The sequence below is a fragment of the Pseudomonas protegens CHA0 genome (assembly GCF_000397205.1).
Classification (GTDB): Bacteria; Pseudomonadota; Gammaproteobacteria; order Pseudomonadales; family Pseudomonadaceae; genus Aquipseudomonas; species Aquipseudomonas protegens.
In genome coordinates, this window is the sequence record NC_021237.1 from 717111 (window position 1) to 735465 (window position 18355).

General features: G+C 65.0%; 11 protein-coding genes. 8 read left to right on the forward strand and 3 right to left on the reverse strand.

Features of this window, described 5'->3' with window-relative positions:
* Positions 1–51: 51 nt before the first annotated feature.
* Positions 52–582 (reverse strand): ferritin-like domain-containing protein, encoded by a 531-nt coding sequence (locus PFLCHA0_RS03100; protein WP_015633957.1) that lies wholly within the window; start codon positions 580–582, stop codon positions 52–54.
* A gap of 110 nt (positions 583–692) precedes the next feature.
* Positions 693–1616, reverse strand: coding sequence for a LysR substrate-binding domain-containing protein (locus tag PFLCHA0_RS03105; RefSeq protein WP_162470465.1), 924 nt, complete (start codon positions 1614–1616; stop codon positions 693–695).
* 125 nt (positions 1617–1741) lie between these two features.
* Between PFLCHA0_RS03105 and PFLCHA0_RS03110 the strand changes: the two genes are divergently transcribed.
* The 3 genes from PFLCHA0_RS03110 (at position 1742) to PFLCHA0_RS03120 (ending at position 3709) form a co-directional block, all read left to right on the forward strand.
* A complete protein-coding gene (locus PFLCHA0_RS03110; protein WP_015633958.1) occupies positions 1742–2380 on the forward strand; it encodes an FMN-dependent NADH-azoreductase in 639 nt (212 codons plus the stop codon).
* Positions 2381–2392: 12 nt separating this feature from the next.
* On the forward strand, positions 2393–2698 hold the full coding sequence (locus PFLCHA0_RS03115) for a DMT family transporter (protein ID WP_011058984.1): 306 nt from the start codon (positions 2393–2395) through the stop codon (positions 2696–2698).
* Positions 2699–2818: 120 nt separating this feature from the next.
* Positions 2819–3709, forward strand: coding sequence for an esterase/lipase family protein (locus PFLCHA0_RS03120; protein WP_011058985.1), 891 nt, complete (start codon positions 2819–2821; stop codon positions 3707–3709).
* Between the two features lie 2 nt (positions 3710–3711).
* On the opposite strand, the gene PFLCHA0_RS03125 is transcribed toward PFLCHA0_RS03120, so the two are convergent.
* On the reverse strand, positions 3712–4617 hold the full coding sequence (locus PFLCHA0_RS03125; protein ID WP_015633959.1) for a DMT family transporter: 906 nt from the start codon (positions 4615–4617) through the stop codon (positions 3712–3714).
* Positions 4618–4713: 96 nt separating this feature from the next.
* Between PFLCHA0_RS03125 and PFLCHA0_RS03130 the strand changes: the two genes are divergently transcribed.
* From PFLCHA0_RS03130 to PFLCHA0_RS03150, 5 genes are all read left to right on the forward strand, one after another.
* Positions 4714–5502, forward strand: coding sequence for an AraC family transcriptional regulator (locus PFLCHA0_RS03130; RefSeq protein ID WP_011058987.1), 789 nt, complete (start codon positions 4714–4716; stop codon positions 5500–5502).
* A gap of 71 nt (positions 5503–5573) precedes the next feature.
* Positions 5574–5873: a PsiF family protein gene (locus PFLCHA0_RS03135; protein ID WP_011058988.1), complete on the forward strand. Its 300-nt coding sequence runs from the start codon at positions 5574–5576 to the stop codon at positions 5871–5873.
* Positions 5874–6118: 245 nt separating this feature from the next.
* A complete protein-coding gene (locus PFLCHA0_RS03140) occupies positions 6119–7822 on the forward strand; it encodes a ShlB/FhaC/HecB family hemolysin secretion/activation protein (RefSeq protein ID WP_015633960.1) in 1704 nt (567 codons plus the stop codon).
* Between the two features lie 35 nt (positions 7823–7857).
* Positions 7858–17481, forward strand: a complete 9624-nt coding sequence (locus PFLCHA0_RS03145) for a hemagglutinin repeat-containing protein (protein WP_041751929.1) — start codon at positions 7858–7860, stop codon at positions 17479–17481.
* Positions 17478–18314, forward strand: a complete 837-nt coding sequence (locus tag PFLCHA0_RS03150; RefSeq protein ID WP_015633962.1) for a hypothetical protein — start codon at positions 17478–17480, stop codon at positions 18312–18314. The genes PFLCHA0_RS03145 and PFLCHA0_RS03150 overlap by 4 nt, the downstream gene beginning before the upstream one ends.
* Positions 18315–18355 lie beyond the last annotated feature (41 nt).

Consider the following 18355-nt stretch of genomic DNA (forward strand, 5'->3'; position numbering starts at 1 on the left):
GCCAGAAAAAAGCCCGCCGCTGCAGGCAGGGCGGGCTTGGGGGAGAGGGCGTTACAGGTCGTTGAGGATGTCTGCCATGTCGTCGGCGTGTTCTTCTTCCTGGGCCAGGATCTCTTCGAACAGGCGGCGGGTGGTGGGGTCCTTGTCACCGATGTACTGGATGATCTCGCGGTAGCTGTCGACCGCGATGCGCTCCGCCACCAGGTCCTCGTAGACCATTTCCTTCAAGGTGTTGCCGGCCACGTACTGGGCATGGGAGTGCTTGGACAGCAGGTCGGGGTTGAACTCCGGTTCGCCACCGAGCTGGACGATGCGCTCGGCCAGTTTGTCGGCGTGCTCGGCTTCCTGGGTGGCGTGCTCGAGGAACTCGCTGGCGGCGACGCTGGCCTTGATCCCGTTGGCCATGAAGTAGTGGCGCTTGTAGCGCAACACACAGACCAGCTCGGTGGCCAGCGACTCGTTGAGCAGGCGCAGTATCTCCTCGCGATCGGCGTTGTAGCCCTCGGTCACGGCTCCGTTTTCCACGTGTTGGCGGGCCCGTTCGCGCAGGGTGTTCACATCAGACAAATGCATGTCGCTCATCTCGATCTCCTGGAGGCTAATCCGATTTACGCCAGGCTCTGTTGGCCTGATCGCTACCTTGGTTGTGAGTCGCGGCGGCGGCAAAAAGTTTTATCGGATGTGCCCGGCGGTCAACTGCGTGCCAGTGGCGGGTGCCCGGCCAGCAATGATTCCTGCTGTAGCCATTGAAGGAAGGCGCGCACCGGCGGATGGCGCTCGCGGCCGGGCACGCACAGGGCGCTGTAGCCGGCGCCGTCCACCTGGACTTCGGGTCGGTAGGGCTGCAGCAGGCCGCTGGCCACGCTCTGGGACACCAGTATGTCGCTGGCCAGGACCAGGCCCTGGCCGGCAATGGCCGCTTGCAGGGCGTACTGTTCCTCGTCGTAGGAGCGGATCAGCGGCGCGTCATCGAACCAGCTTTCCCCGGCCTGGGCGCACCAGGCCTGCCAACCGTCGGCATACAGCCGGGAGTTGCGCCAGTGCACGCTGATCAGGGTCGGCGCCTGCTGGCGGGCCAGGGCCACCTGCTGGGGCGAGCCGTAGACTGCGAAACGTTCGTCGAACAGGCACAGGCCGTGCAGGTCCAGGTAGCCCTCCTGGCTGTAGCGGATCGCCACGTCGATGCTGGCGTCCTGTTGCAGGTCCACCACCTCGCACTGGGTATCCAGGCGCAGGCTGATGCCGGGGTGCCGGGCATAGAAGCGCCCCAGCCGCGGTACCAGCCACAGGGCGGCAAAGGCCGCGGTGGTGGAAACGGTCAGTTGGGCATTGCTGGGTGTGGGCCGCAGCGTATCGACACTCTGGGTCACTTCCAAAAGAGCACCGTGCAAGCTGTGAAACAAGCGCTGGCCGGGCTCGGTCAGGCGCACCTGGCGCGGCAGTCGTTCGAACAGCGCCACCCCCAGCCAGTGCTCCAGGCTGCGGATCTGGTGCGACACCGCGGTGGGCGTCACCGACAGGTCCTCGGCGGCGGCCTTGAAACTCAGCAGGCGCGCGGCGGACTCGAAAGTGCGCAGGGCGGTGAGGGGCAGGTGGGCGAACATTGAGTGCTCCATGGCTGAGATAAATTCATCTGGAAGAAATTCTGTTCATTTGTTGCAGTGCGGCTGTGCTCTTAGCTTTAGCGCGGACCGGCCTTGGTTTCAAGGCCGCCATCAGCAACCCCTCTGAGGCAGATGAGATGAGTACAGTTCTTGCGATCCACGGTAGCCCACGGGGCGAGCGTTCCCACAGCCGGCGCCTGGCCGACGCCTTCCTCCAGGCCTGGCAAGCGGCCAATCCCCAGGGGCGGTTGACCCGGCGCGAGGTTGGCCGGGGTGCCTTGCCCCACGTCAGCGAAGCCTTTATCGCCGCCGCGTTTTATCCACAGCCCGAGGCGCGGCCTCTGTCGATGCAGGCCGACCTGGCCCTGAGCGACGAACTGGTGGCGGAGTTGCTTGGCCATCAGCGCCTGGTGATCTCGGCGCCAATGCACAACTTCAGCGTGCCCAGCGGGATCAAGGCCTGGGTCGATCACATCGTGCGCCTGGGGCTGACCTTCAACACCCATCAGGACAACGGCGTGGCCCAGTACCAGCCCCTGGTGCAGGGCAAGAAGGTGTTGATCGTTACCAGCCGCGGCGGGGGCGGCTTTGGCCCGGGGGGCGAGCATGAAGCGATGAACCACGCGGACCGCTGGTTGCGCACGGCCCTGGGTTTTATCGGGATCGAAGACGTCACCGTGGTTGCGGCGGAAGGCGAGGAGTCGGCGCCCGAGCGATTCGCGCAGTCCTGTGGCGAAGCCCAGCAGCGCCTGCTGGCCCTGGCGCAGAGTTTCTGAGGGGGCGGCGCCATGGCCTGGATGTTCCTGCTGCTGGCGGCGGCCTTCGAGGTCACGTTCGCCATGGGCATGAAGTACGCCGAGGGCTTTACCCGGCCCTGGCCGTCGCTGCTGACGGTGGTCGCGGCGGTGGGCGGGATCTATTTCCTGACCCTGGCCATGCGCGAGTTGCCGGTGAGCGTGGCCTACCCGATCTGGACCGCCATCGGTTCCCTGGGCACGGTGCTGCTGGGCTGCCTGCTGCTGGGAGAAAGCCTGACGGCGGTCAAGCTGGTGTCGGTGGGGCTGATCGTGGCGGGGGTGGCCGGGCTGAAGTAGCTGCCGGGAGAAACGGGCTGTCACCGGTTTGTCGCCAAAGCGTCATGGGGGCTGACGACGGCCCCGGTTATGGTCTAGCTTTCAGCCAGCCCCGCTGCCTTCGCACAAGGATGTCGCCGCATGTCCCAAGAGCTTGCCACCCGTTACCCCCTGGTCCTGGTGCCCGGCATGCTCGGCTTTGTCCGCCTGCTGCTGTACCCCTACTGGTACGGGATCATTCCGGCCTTGCGCCGGGGCGGGGCGCAGGTGATCGCGGTGCAGGTCTCGCCGCTCAATTCCAGCGAGGTGCGCGGTGAGCAGTTGCTGGCGCAGATCCAGCGGATCATGGCCGAGACCGGCGCCGCTCGAGTCAACCTGATCGGCCACAGCCAGGGCGCGCTCACCGCGCGCTACGCCGCCGCCAGGCGGCCGGACTGGGTGGCCTCGGTAACGTCGGTGGCGGGGCCCAACCATGGCTCCGAGCTGGCGGATTATCTGCAGCGGCATTCACCCGCCCATAGCCTGCGGGGGCGAGTGCTGAGCCTGCTGCTGAGGGGGATTTCAAGCCTGATGCGGTTGCTGGAAACCGGCTATCGCGGACCGAAGCAGCCGGTGGATATCCATGCTTCGCACCAGTCCCTGACCACCGAGGGCGTGGCCCTGTTCAACCGCCAGTACCCCCAGGGGTTGCCGCAGGAATGGGGCGGGCAAGGGCCGGCGCAGGTCGACGGTGTGCACTACTACTCCTGGTCCGGCATTTTGCAGCCGGGCAAGACCAACCGCGGGCGTAACCTGTTCGACGGCACCAACCGCAGTTGCCGGCTGTTCGCCCGCACCTTCGTCCGTGAAGCCGGCCAGTGCGACGGTATGGTGGGGCGCTACAGCTCGCACCTGGGGCAGGTCATTGGCGATGATTACCCGCTGGACCATTTCGATATCGTCAATCAGTCCCTGGGGCTGGTGGGCAAGGGCGCGGAGCCGATCCGCCTGTTCGTCGAACATGCCCGGCGCCTCAAGGCCGCCGGCCTCTGATCTCAGCGTTGCCCGGCAGAAGCCGGCTTGCCGGCGAGCGGTCCCAGCACGGTGGTCCAGCGTTCCGAGAGAATCACCCCGCCCAAGGTCAGCAAGCCACCCACCAAATGGAACCAGGCCAACTGCTCATGCAGCACCACTGCTGCAATCAGCGCCGTGATCAATGGCAGCAGATTGAAAAACAGCGTGGTCCGGCTTGGCCCCAGGCGCACCACCGCCTGCATCCAGGCCAAGGGCGCGAGCATCGAAGCCAGCAGGCAGGCATAGAGCACCAGCGGAATGTTCTGCAGAGTCGGGCCTACCTTCGGCGAAGCCAGGAACAACGGTAGCAGCACCACGACCGCCACCAGCACCTGCAGATACAACAGCACCAGCGGCGGCAGGCGCAGCTGCCATTTCTTCAGCAGGGTGCTGTAGATGGCGTAGGCCAGGGTGGCCACCAGCATCATCGCGTCCCCCAGGTTGACCCCGTGTTGCAGCAGCGCGGCCAGGCTGCCGGAGGACACCACCACGAGCACCCCGGCTAAGGACAGCACGGCGCCCACCAGGGCTCCGGCAGTCAGGCGCTGGCCCAGGGCCGCGATGGCCATGGCCAGGGACATCAGCGGCATCAGCGAAAGGATGATGCCCATGTTGGTGGCCGAGGTCAGGCTGGCGGCGAAGTAGGCCAGGCTCTGGTACACCGCCATGCCCAGCACGCCGAGAATGGCGATGCGCCAGAGGTTGGGGCGGACCTCCGGCCAGTGCTTGATCACCGGCTTGAGCATGAAGGGGGTGAACAGCAGGCCCGCCAGCAACCAGCGATAGAAGCCGATCTCCGCGGGAAAGATCGCGCCCACGGCGAGTTTGTTGATCACGGTATTGCCGGCCCAGATAAAGATGGCCAGCAGTGGATAAGCGTATTGCATGGAGACAACCAGACAGTTGATGAAGGCTGATTATCCTCTTGTCCGGATCAATGCCTATACTGCGAACCGGACAACCCGCCCCGACATCCGGACAGCATGAGCAAAAAACACATTGATCTCCTGGATTTCCACGGGCTGCCCGCGCCGGTGTACTTCCGCTATGCCGACTTCGCCGCCCACAGCCATGCCCTGGAGCATCGCCACCCCTGGGGCTGCCTGGAGTATTCGGCCCACGGCGTGATGCACATGGAGATTGCCGGCCAGCGTTTCATGTCGCCTCCGCAATATGCGGTGTGGGTGCCGCCACAGACGCCCCACAGTTTCTACACCGCGCAGCCGATCAACTACCGCGCCGTACTGCTGGCCCCGGAGCTGTGTGCCGAGTTGCCGGCCGGGGGCAGTACCCTGGCCATCAGCGAGATCCTCAAGGCGATTCTCAAGGACTTCGCCGCCCGTGACGTGCAGATCCCCGAGGGCGAGGCCGACCAGCGCCTGGCCCAGGTGCTGCTGGACCAGTTGCGCCAGGCGCCGGTGCATACCTGTTACCTGCCCTACGCCAGCAGCCCCGACCTGCTGCGGGTGCTCCAGGCCCTGCAGGCCGAACCGGGCAACAACCAGCCTTTGGCCCACTGGGCGGGGCTGGCCCATGTCAGCGAGCGGACCCTGGCCCGGCAGTTCGTGCGGGAATTGGGCATGAGTTTTGGCGAATGGCGCCAGCGCCAGCGTTTCCTGGCCTCCATCGAGGCCCTGGAGAGCTCGCGCAGCATCCAGGAAATCGCCTTCGACATGGGCTACAGCAGCGCCTCGGCGTTTATCGCGATGTTCCAGCGCCAGGCTGGCAGCACGCCGGAGCAGTATCGCCGGGCCGGCCTGCAGAACAGGTGAAGGTGTAACAGGCTTTGTCTACACTGCGCTGGAGGCCGTGCCCGTCGGTGCGGTGACAAGGAGAAAACTCCATGAAGATGTTGCGTATTCCGTTGTTGATGGTGGGCCTGCTGCTGTGCTCCCAGGGTTTTGCCGCCACCGCCCAGCAGAACAAGATGACCACCTGCAATGCCGAGGCCACCGCCAAGACCCTAAAGGGCGATGAGCGCAAAGCCTTCATGAGCACTTGCCTCAAGGCGGCCCCGGCAGCTGCGGCTACCCCGTCCACGCCTCAGGAAAGAATGAAGACCTGCAACGCCACGGCCACCACCCAGGCGCTCAAGGGCGATGCGCGCAAGGCGTTCATGAGTGATTGCCTGAAGAAGAAATGAGCCTGAATCGATGGGGCCGAGGTATCGCGCGCGCTACAGGACCTTGGCCTGCATCGGTTTTTCAGAGTTTCGCAGCACGTAAACCATTAGCTTTCAATGAGATAGGTCTGGCAGCTACCGCTCGTCGCTTTTTTGTTATGTAAATTTTTTTACATTTACACTTTGTTCCCTTCGAAAACAGGTGCCGGGACGCACCACGCGGACGTTTGGCCAGCCAAAATCCGTGATTCTAGGGAATGGAAAGCATGTCGCGTTTTGGCTTGTTCAGGCCTGTAGTAGCGTTTTGTGCTTTGTCTGCTTCGCTCGCGCTCAGCGCCGCGCCGCTGCAGACGCCGGGTGATCGCGACCTGATTCGGGATCGCCAGCAGCAGTTGCTGCAAGAGCAGCAGAAGCGCCTCGACGAACTCCAGCAACTCCCCGGCAAGACCTTGCCCCCCGAGCCTGCCCCGCAACCGGGCGAGCAGCGCTGCTTCACCATCAAGACCGTGATTCTCAAGGGTGCCGATCATCTTTCCGCCGCCGATCGCGAGCGCCTGGTGGCGCCCTATCGCGACCAGTGCCTGTCGGTGACGCAGATCAACACCCTGCTCAAGGCCATCACCCATCACTACCTGCAGCAGGGCTATGTCACCACCCGGGCCTACCTGCCGGCCCAGGAACTGGCCTCGGGGCAACTGACCATCGTGGTGGTCGAAGGCCGCCTGGAGAGCCTGGACAGTTCCGCCCTGGCCAGCTCGCGGGAACTGGCCATGGCCTTTCCCGGCACCACCGGCGAGGTGCTCAACCTGCGGGAGCTGGAGCAACTGGTGGACCAGCTGACTCGCTTGCCTTCGCGCCAGGTGGAACTGGAACTGGCCCCGGGAGAGAAACTGGGCGACAGCCGTGTCGGGCTCAAGGGCCAGCGTCTGAAGCCCTGGCGGGTATCGGCCACCCGCAACAACAGCGGCGACAAGAGCACCGGCGAGCAGCAGGCCGGCCTCGGCCTGGACTGGGACAGCCCCCTGGGCCTGGCAGACCAGCTCAGCCTGCGGGCCAATCAGGACACGGTCAGTGACCGCTGGCGCCACTCCGACAACCAGAGCCTGTTCTACAGCCTGCCCTGGGGCTGGTGGACCCTCAGTTATTCCTACAGCCAGAGCTACTACCGCACCCGCAATGACAGCACCGGCTTCGACTTCACCATGGACGGCGAAAGCAAGAACCAGCAGTTGCGCGCCGAACGGGTGCTGCACCGCGACAACCTGAGCAAGACCGGCATGAGCCTGGGCCTGAGCCAGTTGCGCACGCGCAACTACATCGATGACAACCTGATCGAGGTGTCCAGCAACCGCATCACCGAAAGCCAGCTGGGCTTCAACCATGGGCGGCGCATCGGCAATGCCCTGGTCAACGCCGACATTGGCTGGCAGCAGGGCATCGGCGCCCTGGATGCCCAGGCCAGCGGCAATCCCCATGGCAGCGAGCCGGTCGCCCGTTACAACAAATACAGCCTGACCCTGAGCTACCTGCAGCCCTTTCGCCTGTGGAACGAAAACTTCAGCTTCGACAGCCTGGCCACCGGGCAGCGCAGCGAGGACGTGCTCTTCAGCCCCCAGCGCATCAGCCTCGGCGGCCTCAACTCGGTGCGTGGCTTCCAGGACCAGACCCTGTCCGGCAACAGCGGCGGCTACTGGCGCAACCAACTGCGCTGGCGCCGTGCGGTGACCTGGCCGGCGTTGCAGCCTTTTGTCCAGGAATACGGCATGGCCTTTGCGTATGACGTGGGGGTGATCAAGGGCGATCGCTACAACCACGATGCCCGCGGCCGCATGAGCGGCAATGCCCTGGAACTCAATGCCCGCGGCCAGTACCTGGCTGCATCCGTCAGCTTCGCACGCTCCCTGGAGCGACCGGCAATTATCGAGAGGCGAGAGCACCCGGTGTACTTCCGGGTAGACCTGTTCTTCTGACTCGCCCGCAACGTTATTGAATGGATGATTCGCACATGGACGTACGCAAGCCTTTTGCCCAATGCATTGCCCTGTCGTTGTCGGGGATCCTGTTTCTCAACCCGATCGTCAGCGTGGCCGCAGGCCTGGCCCTGGACCCGGCCGCGGGGGGCAACGCCACCATCGGCGCGGCCGGCAATGGCGTACCCATCGTCAACATCAACGCCGCCAACGGCGCCGGCTTGTCCCACAACAAGTTCAGCGAATACAACGTCGGCAGCAACGGCCTGATCCTCAATAACGGTACCGGCTCGACCCAGAACACTCAGCTGGGCGGCTACATCATGGGCAACCCCAACCTCAAGGGGCAGGCGGCCCAGGTCATTCTCAACGAAGTCACCGGCAGCAATCGCAGCAAGCTGGCGGGCTATACCGAAGTGGCCGGGCAGTCGGCCCGGGTGATCGTCGCCAACCCTCATGGCATCACCTGCAACGGCTGCGGCTTCATCAACACCCCACGGGCCACCCTGACCACCGGCAAGCCGGTGATCGAAGGGCAGAAACTCGATCGCTTCCAGGTCGATGGCGGCGACATCAGCATCGAAGGCGCCGGCCTCAACGCCAGCAACATCGACCAGTTCGACCTGATCACCCGCAGTACCAAGCTCAATGCCGACCTGTACGCCAAGAAGCTCAACGTCATCACCGGGCGCAACGACGTCAAGGCCGATGACCTGAGTGTCACGGCCCGGGATGCCGACGCCAGCGCCAAGCCGGAACTGGCCATCGACAGCTCGGCCCTGGGCGGCATGTACGCCGGGGCGATCCGCCTGGTGGGCACGGAAAAGGGCGTGGGGGTGAACATGTCCGGGGAAATGGCGGCCAGCACCGGTGATATCCAGATCGACGCCAACGGCAAGGTCACGGTCGCCGGCATGGGCGCCAACCAGGCCATCGCCATCAAGGCCCAGAGCATCGAGCTCAAGGGCAAGGCCTACGCCGGCACCGAGGCGACCCTGCAGGCCGCCGAGCAGATCCAGGTGCAGACCAGCCTGGCGACCCGGGACCGGGTCCAGGTGGTGGACGCCGCGCAGGTGGTCAACCACGGCATCATCGAAGCCGGAGTCAACACCGACAACAGCCGCAACGATCACGGCGAGGTCAAGCTGACCGCCGGCACCCTGGAGAACCGCGGCAACGTACTGGCCAGCCGCAACCTGGAGCTGACCGCGCGCCAGGCCCTGAACAACCAGAACGGGGTGATTCAGGGGCCCAAGGTCGAGGTCAAGACCGCGCGCCTGGTCAACCAGGGCGCACAGGCTCGGGTGCTGGCACAGCACGAGCTGGTGCTGACCACCCCGGCCATCGCCAACCTGGGCGGCCTGATCCGCTTTGGCGAGCAGCAGGCCGCGACGCTCACTCTGGATAGCCTGAACAACAACGGCGGGCGCCTGGAAGTGGCGGGCGCCGACCTGACCCTCAAGGCCCGCGAAGTGAGCAACCAGAAAGGCTCGATGATTGCCGACCGGGTAGAGATCAGCGCCGGGCGGCTGGACAACCAGCAGGGCCTGATCGGGGCCAGCCAGGGTAGCGCCACCTTCAAGGTCAGCGAGCAGTTGAACAACAACGGTGGCCAGCTCCAGGCCCAGACCCTGCTGGAAACCCAGGGCGCAGAGTTGCTCAACCAGGGCGGCAAGCTGCTGGCCGACCAGATCAAGATCACTGGCACGCGCCTGGACAACAGCCAGAAGGGCCTGGTCAGCGCCGAGAAGGGCGAGTTGCAGGTGAGCCTCGCCCAGGACCTGATCAATGCGGGTGGCAAGCTCCAGGCCACATCGCTGCTCAGCCTCAAGTCCGCCAGCGTGGATAACCGCGCTGGCACCCTGGTTGCTCCGCAGCTGACCCTCACCAGCAGTGGCAAGCTCGATAACCAGGGCGGCACGGTGGATGCCACCGGGCTTGAGCTGCACACCGCGGACATCGACAACCAGGGCGGCCTGCTGCAAGGCAAGGACAACCTGCTGCTGGAAGCCCGGGACCTGGCCAACAACCAGGGCCAGGTGATCGGCAACGTACTGACTGCCAACCTCGACAGCCTCAGCCAGAACCAGGGCGGGGTACTCAGCGCCGAAGCCGGCCAGCTGACCCTGACGGTCAAGCAGCATCTGAACAACGCCCTGGGCCATTTGCAGGCCAAGAACGGCGATGTGCAGATCGGCTCCGGCAGCCTGAACAACCAGGGCGGCGTGGTGGTGGGCAATCAATTGCTGCTGACCAACAACGGCCTTTTGGACAACCGTGGCGGGCAACTGGTGGGCGACCGCCTGAGCCTGAGCACCCAGCGCCTGGACAACCAGGGCGCAGGCTTGCTGGCGGCGGGCAGCGACGGCTTGCTGCTGACCTTGACTGCCGACGGCGCCACCCCGGGGCAGTTGCTCAACAGCCAGGGGCGCCTGCAAAGCGACGGGCATCTGCAAGTCAACGGCGGCCAACTGAACAACAGTGGCGGGGTGATCCTCGGCGAGAGCGTCGGGATCAACGCCGCGGGCCTGGACAACAGCGCCAGGGGCGCAGTGGTGGCCAAGGCCGGGGGGCTGCATGTGGCCCTCAACAATGGCGTATTGAACAACAGCGCCGGGGTCATCGACGCCGGTGACCAGGCACTCAAGGTCACCCAGCTGGCCCGTCTCGACAACCAGGGCGGCACCCTCAAGGGCAAGCGCCTGGAGGTCGATGGCGGCGCGCTGGACAACCGCCAGGGGCAACTGCTCGCTGGCAGCGACGGCCTGAACCTGGTGACCGGGGGCCTGAACAACGCCGAAGGGATGATCCTGGCCCAGGGCGGCCATGGTGAAGTCACCCTGGGCCAGGGCAGCCTGGACAACCGTGGCGGCACCCTGCAGGGCGCGACCCTCGCGGTGACGGCCGGGGCTGTGGATAACAGTGCCCTGAACGGCAAGGCCGGCTTGATCAGCAGCCAGGCCGGCAACCTGAAGCTGGTGGTGGACCGCCTCACCAACCAGGCAGGCAAGCTCTACGCCAACGGCCTGCTCAGCGCTTCCGGACAGACCCTGGACAACCGCTGGGGCGGCGAAATCAGCGCCCAGCAGTTGGACCTGACCACCGCGGCCAACCTCTACAACCAGGGCGGCCTGGTGGAGTCGGCCGGCTCGCTGCTGCTGGTGGGCGGCAACCTGGATAACAGCGCCGGCGGGCGAATCCGCGCCGTAGGCGGGGAGCAAAGCCGGGTCAGCCTGGGCGGCAGCCTGTACAACCAGGGCGGTAGCCTGGCCCTGGGCTCCAACGCCTTCAGCCTGAATGCGGGCAACCTGAACAACGTCGGCGGCAGCATCGAGCACGCTGGCAACGGCCTGTTCAAACTCGACCTGGGCGGGCTCTCGGGCCTCCAGGGGCGCATCACCGGCCTGGGCCGGGGCGACTGGGACATCGGCTGGGTGGACCGCAGCGGGCTGATGCAGCTCAACGGCGCCCTGGACCTGAGCACCGGTGGCGATCTCAACCTCAGTGCGGGCGACCGTATCGCCAGCGCCAGCGGCCTGCGGGTGGGCGCCGCCACCCTGAACAACGCCGGGGAACTGGCCAGTGACGGCTACCTGACCCTGGACCTGGGGGGCAACCTGAACAACAGCGGCCTGCTGTCGTCCCGGGGCAAGCTCACGGTGGGCGCCAGCGACCTCAACCAGAACGGCGGTCGTATCGCCAGCGGCGGCGACACCGAGCTGAACCTGCGCGGCACCCTGGACAACCTGGGCCGGCTGATCGCCAGCCAGAACCTCTACGTGTCGGCGGGGCAGATCAACAACCGCGGCACCCTGGGCGCCCTGGGGCAGATGCAGCTGCGCTCCAGCAACGGCATCACCACCTCGGCCGACACCCTGATCTACAGCGGCGGCGACATGCTCCTGCGGGGCAACGGCCTGGCCAACAGCTACGGCGACATCTACAGCGCCGGCAACCTCAGCTTCGCCGCCCTCGACGGGGGCCGCGCGGCCCTGCTGAGCAACCGCTCCGGAACCATCGAAAGCGAGGGCGACATGAACCTCAACGTGGCGTTGCTGCAAAACGCCATGGACCATTACCAGGTCGGCGAAACCATCACCCAGCGCAATATCGTGATCAACTGCACCGATTGTTCCGGCGATTACCACACCGCCACTTACATCGTTAACACCACCTACGAAGGCACCATGGGCGAGCACTCCGCTGGCGCCCGCCTGGTGTCCAACCGTGACCTGACCATCAATGCCGATACGGTGGAAAACGACCAGAGCCTGATCGCCGCCAACCGCGATGTCTCCATCACCGCCAACAACCTGTACAACCGGGGCCTGACCCTGAACAAACGGGTCGAGAGCATCAGCTATTTCCTGCACGGGGTTTCCAAGGGCGCGTTCCGCGCCGCCGAGCGCGCCACCATCGCCTGGAACGCCGCCAACGCCAATCGCGCGCCGGGCCAGCAGGACCCGCTGCCGACCGTGGTGACCCAGTACCCGATCTACGAACCCGCCAGCCACACGGTGATCACCCCGGGTTCCCAGAGCGCCTACGCCTCCACCCTGCAGGCCGGCCAGCGCCTGCACCTGCAGGTCAGCGGCACCCTTGAAAACGGCGTGCAGAGCGAACAGAGCCGCGCCCAGCTCACCGGGCAGACGCTGCAGAACAACCTGGCCCAGGTGGGCGGCCAGGTGATCACGGTCAATGCCCAGAGCTCCGCGGCGGCCAACCAGGTGGCCAAGGATGTGCAACGCATCGAGAAGGTCGGCGCCGACGGCACCACCCAGGTCAGCTTCGTCCCGGTGGATTTCTCCGGCGTGCCGTTCGCCGCCGTGGACCCGACCTCGCTGTCGAGCTTCCGCGTGCCTCAGGGCGAGTACGGCCTGTTCGTCAAGAGCCAGAACCCCCAGGGCCGCTACCTGATCGAGACCAACCCGACCTTCACCGACCTGTCGCGCTTCATGAGCTCGGACTACATGCTCGGCAACCTCAACTACAACACCGACCAGACCTGGCGCCGCCTGGGCGACGGCCTGTACGAGACCCGGCTGATTCGCGACGCAGTGCTGGCCCAGACCGGCCAGCGCTTCCTGGCGGCCGGGCTGACCAGCGACTACGACCAGTACCGCTACCTGATGGACAACGCCATCGCTTCCAAGGACCAGTTGAACCTGAGCATCGGCGTGTCCCTGACCCCGGCCCAGGTGGCCTCGCTGACCCATGACATCGTGTGGATGGAAACCCGCGAAGTGCAGGGTGAGAAAGTGCTGGTGCCGGTGCTCTACCTGGCCCAGGCGGAAACCCGCAACCTGCGCGGTGGCAGCCTGATACAGGGGCGCGACATGACCCTGATCGCCGGCGGCGACCTGACCAACGTCGGTACCCTGCGGGCCAGCAACGACCTGAGCGTGAATGCTGGCGGCAGCCTCTACCAGGGCGGCCTGATCGAGGCCAACGAGCGGGTCAGCCTGATGGCCCAGGACAGCGTGCGCAACGCCCTGGCCGGGGAAATCCGCGGCAACCAGGTCAGCGTCACCTCGATCAAGGGCGACATCATCAACGACCGCACCGCAGTGGCCGTCGGCTACGGCTCGGGCAATCGCACCATCCTCGACCAGGGCAGCCAGATCACCGCGCGCCAGCAGCTGGACCTCAGCGCCGGTCGCGACCTGACCAACCTCGGCCAGCTCGCCAGTGCCGGCGATGCCAAGCTCAGCGCCGGTCGCGACATCGACCTGCTGGCGGTGCAGGACCACACCTTCACCCAGAGCGCGATCCGTCGCGGCCTGGTGACCAACGACACGGTGCAGACCCTGGGCTCCAGCGTGACCACCGGCGGCAACCTGGAACTCAATGCCGGGCGCGACCTGGCGGTGGTAGCGAGCCAGGTCAGCGCCGGCAACGACCTGTCCCTCAATGCCAAGCGCGACATCGTCATCGCTTCGGCCCAGGACGAGCAGTCCTCGACCTTCTACCAGAAGAAGAAAGGTTCCTGGGGCAAGAGCAAGACCACCCGCAGCGCCGATTCCTCCACCACCAACGTGGCTTCCGAGATCAGCGCCGGGCACGACCTGATGGTCAACGTCAGCCAGGACAAGGACGGCCGTATCAGCCTCAACGGCGGACGCGACGTCACCGTGGTCGGCAGCCAGCTCAAGGCCGGCAACGACCTGCTGGTGGGCGCCACCCGGGACGTTAGCCTGGTATCGGCCCAGGAGCAGCACGACAGCTCCTACAGCCAGAAGAAGAAAGGCAGCTTTGGCCTGAGCAAGAGCGGCAACAGCCGCACCTCCAGCAGCACCACCCAGGTGGGCAGCGAGCTGAGTGCCGGCAATGACGCGGTGGTGATCGCCGGGACCAATGTCAACCTTTCGGCCAGCTCCATCGAGGCCAAGCGCGATGCCGAAGTGCGCGCCGGACTGATCGACAAGAACGGCGACATCAACCTGATGGATGCGGCCAACACCTCCAGCAGCCAGAGCGACAAGTACAAGAGCAAGGTGGGGCTTTCCAGTTCCGGCAGCTTCACTTCGATTGCCTCGGCGAAGAAGTCGGGGCAGGAAAACACCCAGTCCCAGAGCGTTGGCAGCGTGGTCAGCGGCGGGCGTGACACCACCCTGCAGGCATCCCGTGACGTCAACATGATCGGCAGCACGGCGGCGGCCGAGCGCAACCTCAACGTTGGGGCGGGGCGCGATGTCAACGTGCTGGCCGGCAGCAACAGTTCGGACCAGAGCAACTGGAAATCCGAGAAGCATGTGGGGCTGTCCCTGGAGAGCGATCGCAACGGCGTTACTGCGTTCCTGGGCAGCGAAGCTCTCAAGCAGAAGTCGCGCAATGCCGAGCAGACAGTGGCCCCGAGCCAGTTGCTGGCCGGGCAGGATGCAACCATCAAGGCCGGGCGTGACCTGACCCTGGAAGGCTCGCGGGTAGACGCCGGGCGTGATGTCAACTTGCAGGCCGGGCGCGATATCAGCATCGACGCGGGCAAGGAAACCTCGATCGAGGAACGTAGCAAGAGCCGTGACCGCAATGGCCTGACGGTCAATGTCAGCCACAACTACGGCAACACCATGGACGCCCTCAAGGGCACCGGTAAAGGCGAGGACAACACCAGCAAGGCCTCCAGCGTGCTCAGCACCGTGGATGCGATCAACCAGTTCACCTCGGGCCCGACCGCCGCGACCCATTTCGGTACGGCCAGCCAGTCCAGCAGCTCGCGCCAGGAAGTGCACAGCAACAGCCCTGCCAGCCTAGGGGCCGGGCGGGATATCAGCGCCGTGGCCGGCAATGACATCAACATTCGCGGTGGTCAGTTCGACGCCGGGCGCGACATCACCCTGGTGGGCCGTGACATCAATGTGGATGTGGCCCGCGGTTCGGTTTCCGAAGAGAGCAAGACCGCCCGCAGCCAGGGCGGCATCAATGGCCAGAGCGGCGGCGGTAGCGCCCGTGCCGGCATCGGCGGCAGCAACGGTGTGGCCAGCGAGCAGATGAGCCAGGGCACCAATACTCCGTCGGTGTTCCTCGCCGGGCGCGATGTCAGCCTTGAGGCGCGCAACAACCTGACCCTGATTGGGACCCAGGTCCAGGCCGGGCGCGATATCGACCTGGGCGCCGGCAACGACCTGACCATCCGTGCCGCGCAGAATGATTCCAGCAGTGAGTCCAGCCGCCACAGCGGCGGTGGTGAAGTGGGCCTGGCCGTGGGCGGCAAGGACTTCATCTCGGTCTACGCCAGCGTCGACATGGGCAAGGGCCAACTGGACCGGGACAACCAGAACCAGCAGAACGCCCATCTGGTGGCGGGTGACCAGCTGCGCTTCAGCAGTGGCAAGGACACCACCATTGCCGGTGCCACCCTGCGTGGCGGTGAAGTCATCGGCCGGGTTGGCGGTGACCTGACCGTTTCCTCGGTACCGGACACCGGCAAGGTCAGCGGCAAGGAAATGGATGCCAGCGTCACCGTGAGCATTGGCCTGGGCGGCGGGGGCAGCGTCAGCGGTTCCCTGGGCATGGGCAAGACCACCGGCAAGACCAACTGGGTCCAGGAGCAGACCAGCATCACCGGCAAGAACGGCGTCGACATCCGCACCGAGAAGCACACCCAGCTCGATGGTGCGCTGGTCGCCGCCGACAACGGCAACCTCAAGCTGGACACCGGCACCCTGGGCTTCCGTGATATCTCCGGCCAGGACAAGGAGCACAGCTACTATGTGAACGCGGGCGGCACCTTTGGCTGGGGCGGCGGCGATGGCGCCAAGGCCACCGGCGGCAAGGACGTGGCCTTCACCACGGACAAGAGCCAGGAAGGCAAGGGCAAGACCGGCGCCTCCGGCTGGAGCGTCAGCGGCTATGACTACCGCAAGGAGCGTGAGCAGGAAGTGCGCGCCACGGTGGGCGCGGGCACCATCACCGTGCGCAACGACGCCAAGACTGGCGTCGACTCCACTGCGGGCCTGAACCGCGATGTGTCCCAGGCCTATGAAATCACCAAGGACAAGGAAAAGCGTACCGACCTGTATGTCTCGCAGTCGTCCCTGGAGTCGGTGAACCACCCGATTCAGACCCTGAACCAGTGGAAGGAGGGGATGAAGAACTATGGCAAGAATGCCTCGGGTATCTTTACCCAGTTTGGCGACCTGAGTAAGGCGGCGGACCAGGTGGTGGCCGACAACCCGTCGTTGCTGCCGCTGGCCTGGATTCCCGGGCTCTTGGAAACCGTGCTCGACAAGGCTGGCAAGTACACCGGTGGCATCATGCCCGGCGTCGAGAACCATGGTGGCCTGATCACCCAGGTGCCGGCCTTGATCACGGGTGACATGCGCTTCTACCGGGTTGAGACCAAGTACCAGTACGAGTCCGACGGCAAGACCATCAAGGTGGACCCGTTGTCCGGCAAACCGATGATCGAGAACGTGCAGAAGCTGATGGAGATCGAGCGTCCCGATGGTGATGGTGCAGTGTTCACCAACGGCATCCAGAACTCGCTGATGGCGGCATTGGTCAACGGTGCGATGCAGACCGGCTCCGATTCCTTCATGCAGGCCTACAACCCCGAGCACGGGATTCTCGGCGACTTGGTCGAGTCACTGTGGGATGTGGCGCTGGGCGGGACGGTGCGCTCTGGTAACGCCCAGCAGTTGCACGATTTCTTCCAGGCCGGGATCAAGGATGAGTACAAGCTGGACGTTGCCGGCCACAGCCAGGGCGGCCTGTTGACCTACCGGGCGATTTCCGGCCTGGATTTCAACCTCAATGGCCAGGTCGGGAGCATCCAGTTGTCGGGCGCCCCAGTGGGTTCCAAGAGCTTCTTTGAAGCCGCCGATGCCGCCGGATTCGATATCGGCAACGGCGCCTTCTTCCAGGTCAACCGTCCGGGGTCGAAGACCTTCTTCGGCATGTTGCCGGTCACCGATACCGTGTCGGATCTGCTGGGGCAGAACTTCACGCACTCGTCCGACCCGGTGGCTCGTTTCTTCGGTTCGCTGGCGACCAGCACCTCGTTGATGGGAGTGGATAGCCCGCACTCGAACTACCTGTGTGTCGCCAAGGGCATGTGCGGTGATGCGCCCAATGCACTGCAGGACCAGTTCAAGAAGAATCCCCGGTACATTGAACCTACGTTCATCGATGCCAATGGCAAGGACACTATCCGCAGATGAGGGGGAGCCCAAGTGTGGTGGTGGGGCTGGCATTGCTGCTCGGGGGATGCCTGAACCTCCCCGCCAAGCCGCAGGAGCGACGCACCGAGCAGCGCATGTTGTGTAGCGAAGGGGCCAAGCGGGTGACCTTGCCCCAGCGTTTCTCCTTCGACCTGCCTGAACCGTTCCGGCACACAGAATGCGGTACGCTCATGGGCGGTTTCTACTACGACAGAATCAGCGACAGCCTGTCTGTCGCTACCGAGGGGACCTTCGCCTATGGCGATGTCCAGGTATCGGCGTCTTCGCTGTACATGAAGGTCAGCAGCTTTCTCGACGGTGAGGGTTATGGGCTGATGTATCCCCGGGACGCCTTTCTCCAGGGCAAGCTGGCTGCATTGGCTTTGCCCGGCAGTGGTGCCAAACCCCGTGAAGTGGATTGGGTCACCCGGGGTGGCTACCAGTGCCTGCGCTTCTATGAGCACTGGCAGGGGGCTGCAGTGGGGCTCTGGGAGGATGAGGTCAGGTATTGGTGCTGGGAAGGGGAAAGCGGCCTGACTCAACCGTTCTATGTACATGCCGGGCAACGTCTGGCGTTGGGCGCCAAGGGTTACGATCTGGATCGGACCTTTATCCTGCCGTTCTTTGCCAGCTTGCAGATCAAGCGTCTGGCACCTTCGGCTCTGGCTCAGGCACAAAACCGGCTCCAGGCTGCTTGTGCCCGCGGCAAGGCTCGTTATGACCGGGGAAGTGCCTGGGGCAGCGACTACCCCGACAAGCGCCTGACCCTGACCCGCCTGCACTACTGCGGCTACGATGTGCCGCTGCCCGATCTCAAGGCGCCTTCACCTTGAACCTTCGGGCCTGCTCTAAGGAGGGTGTTTGCTGACAAGCC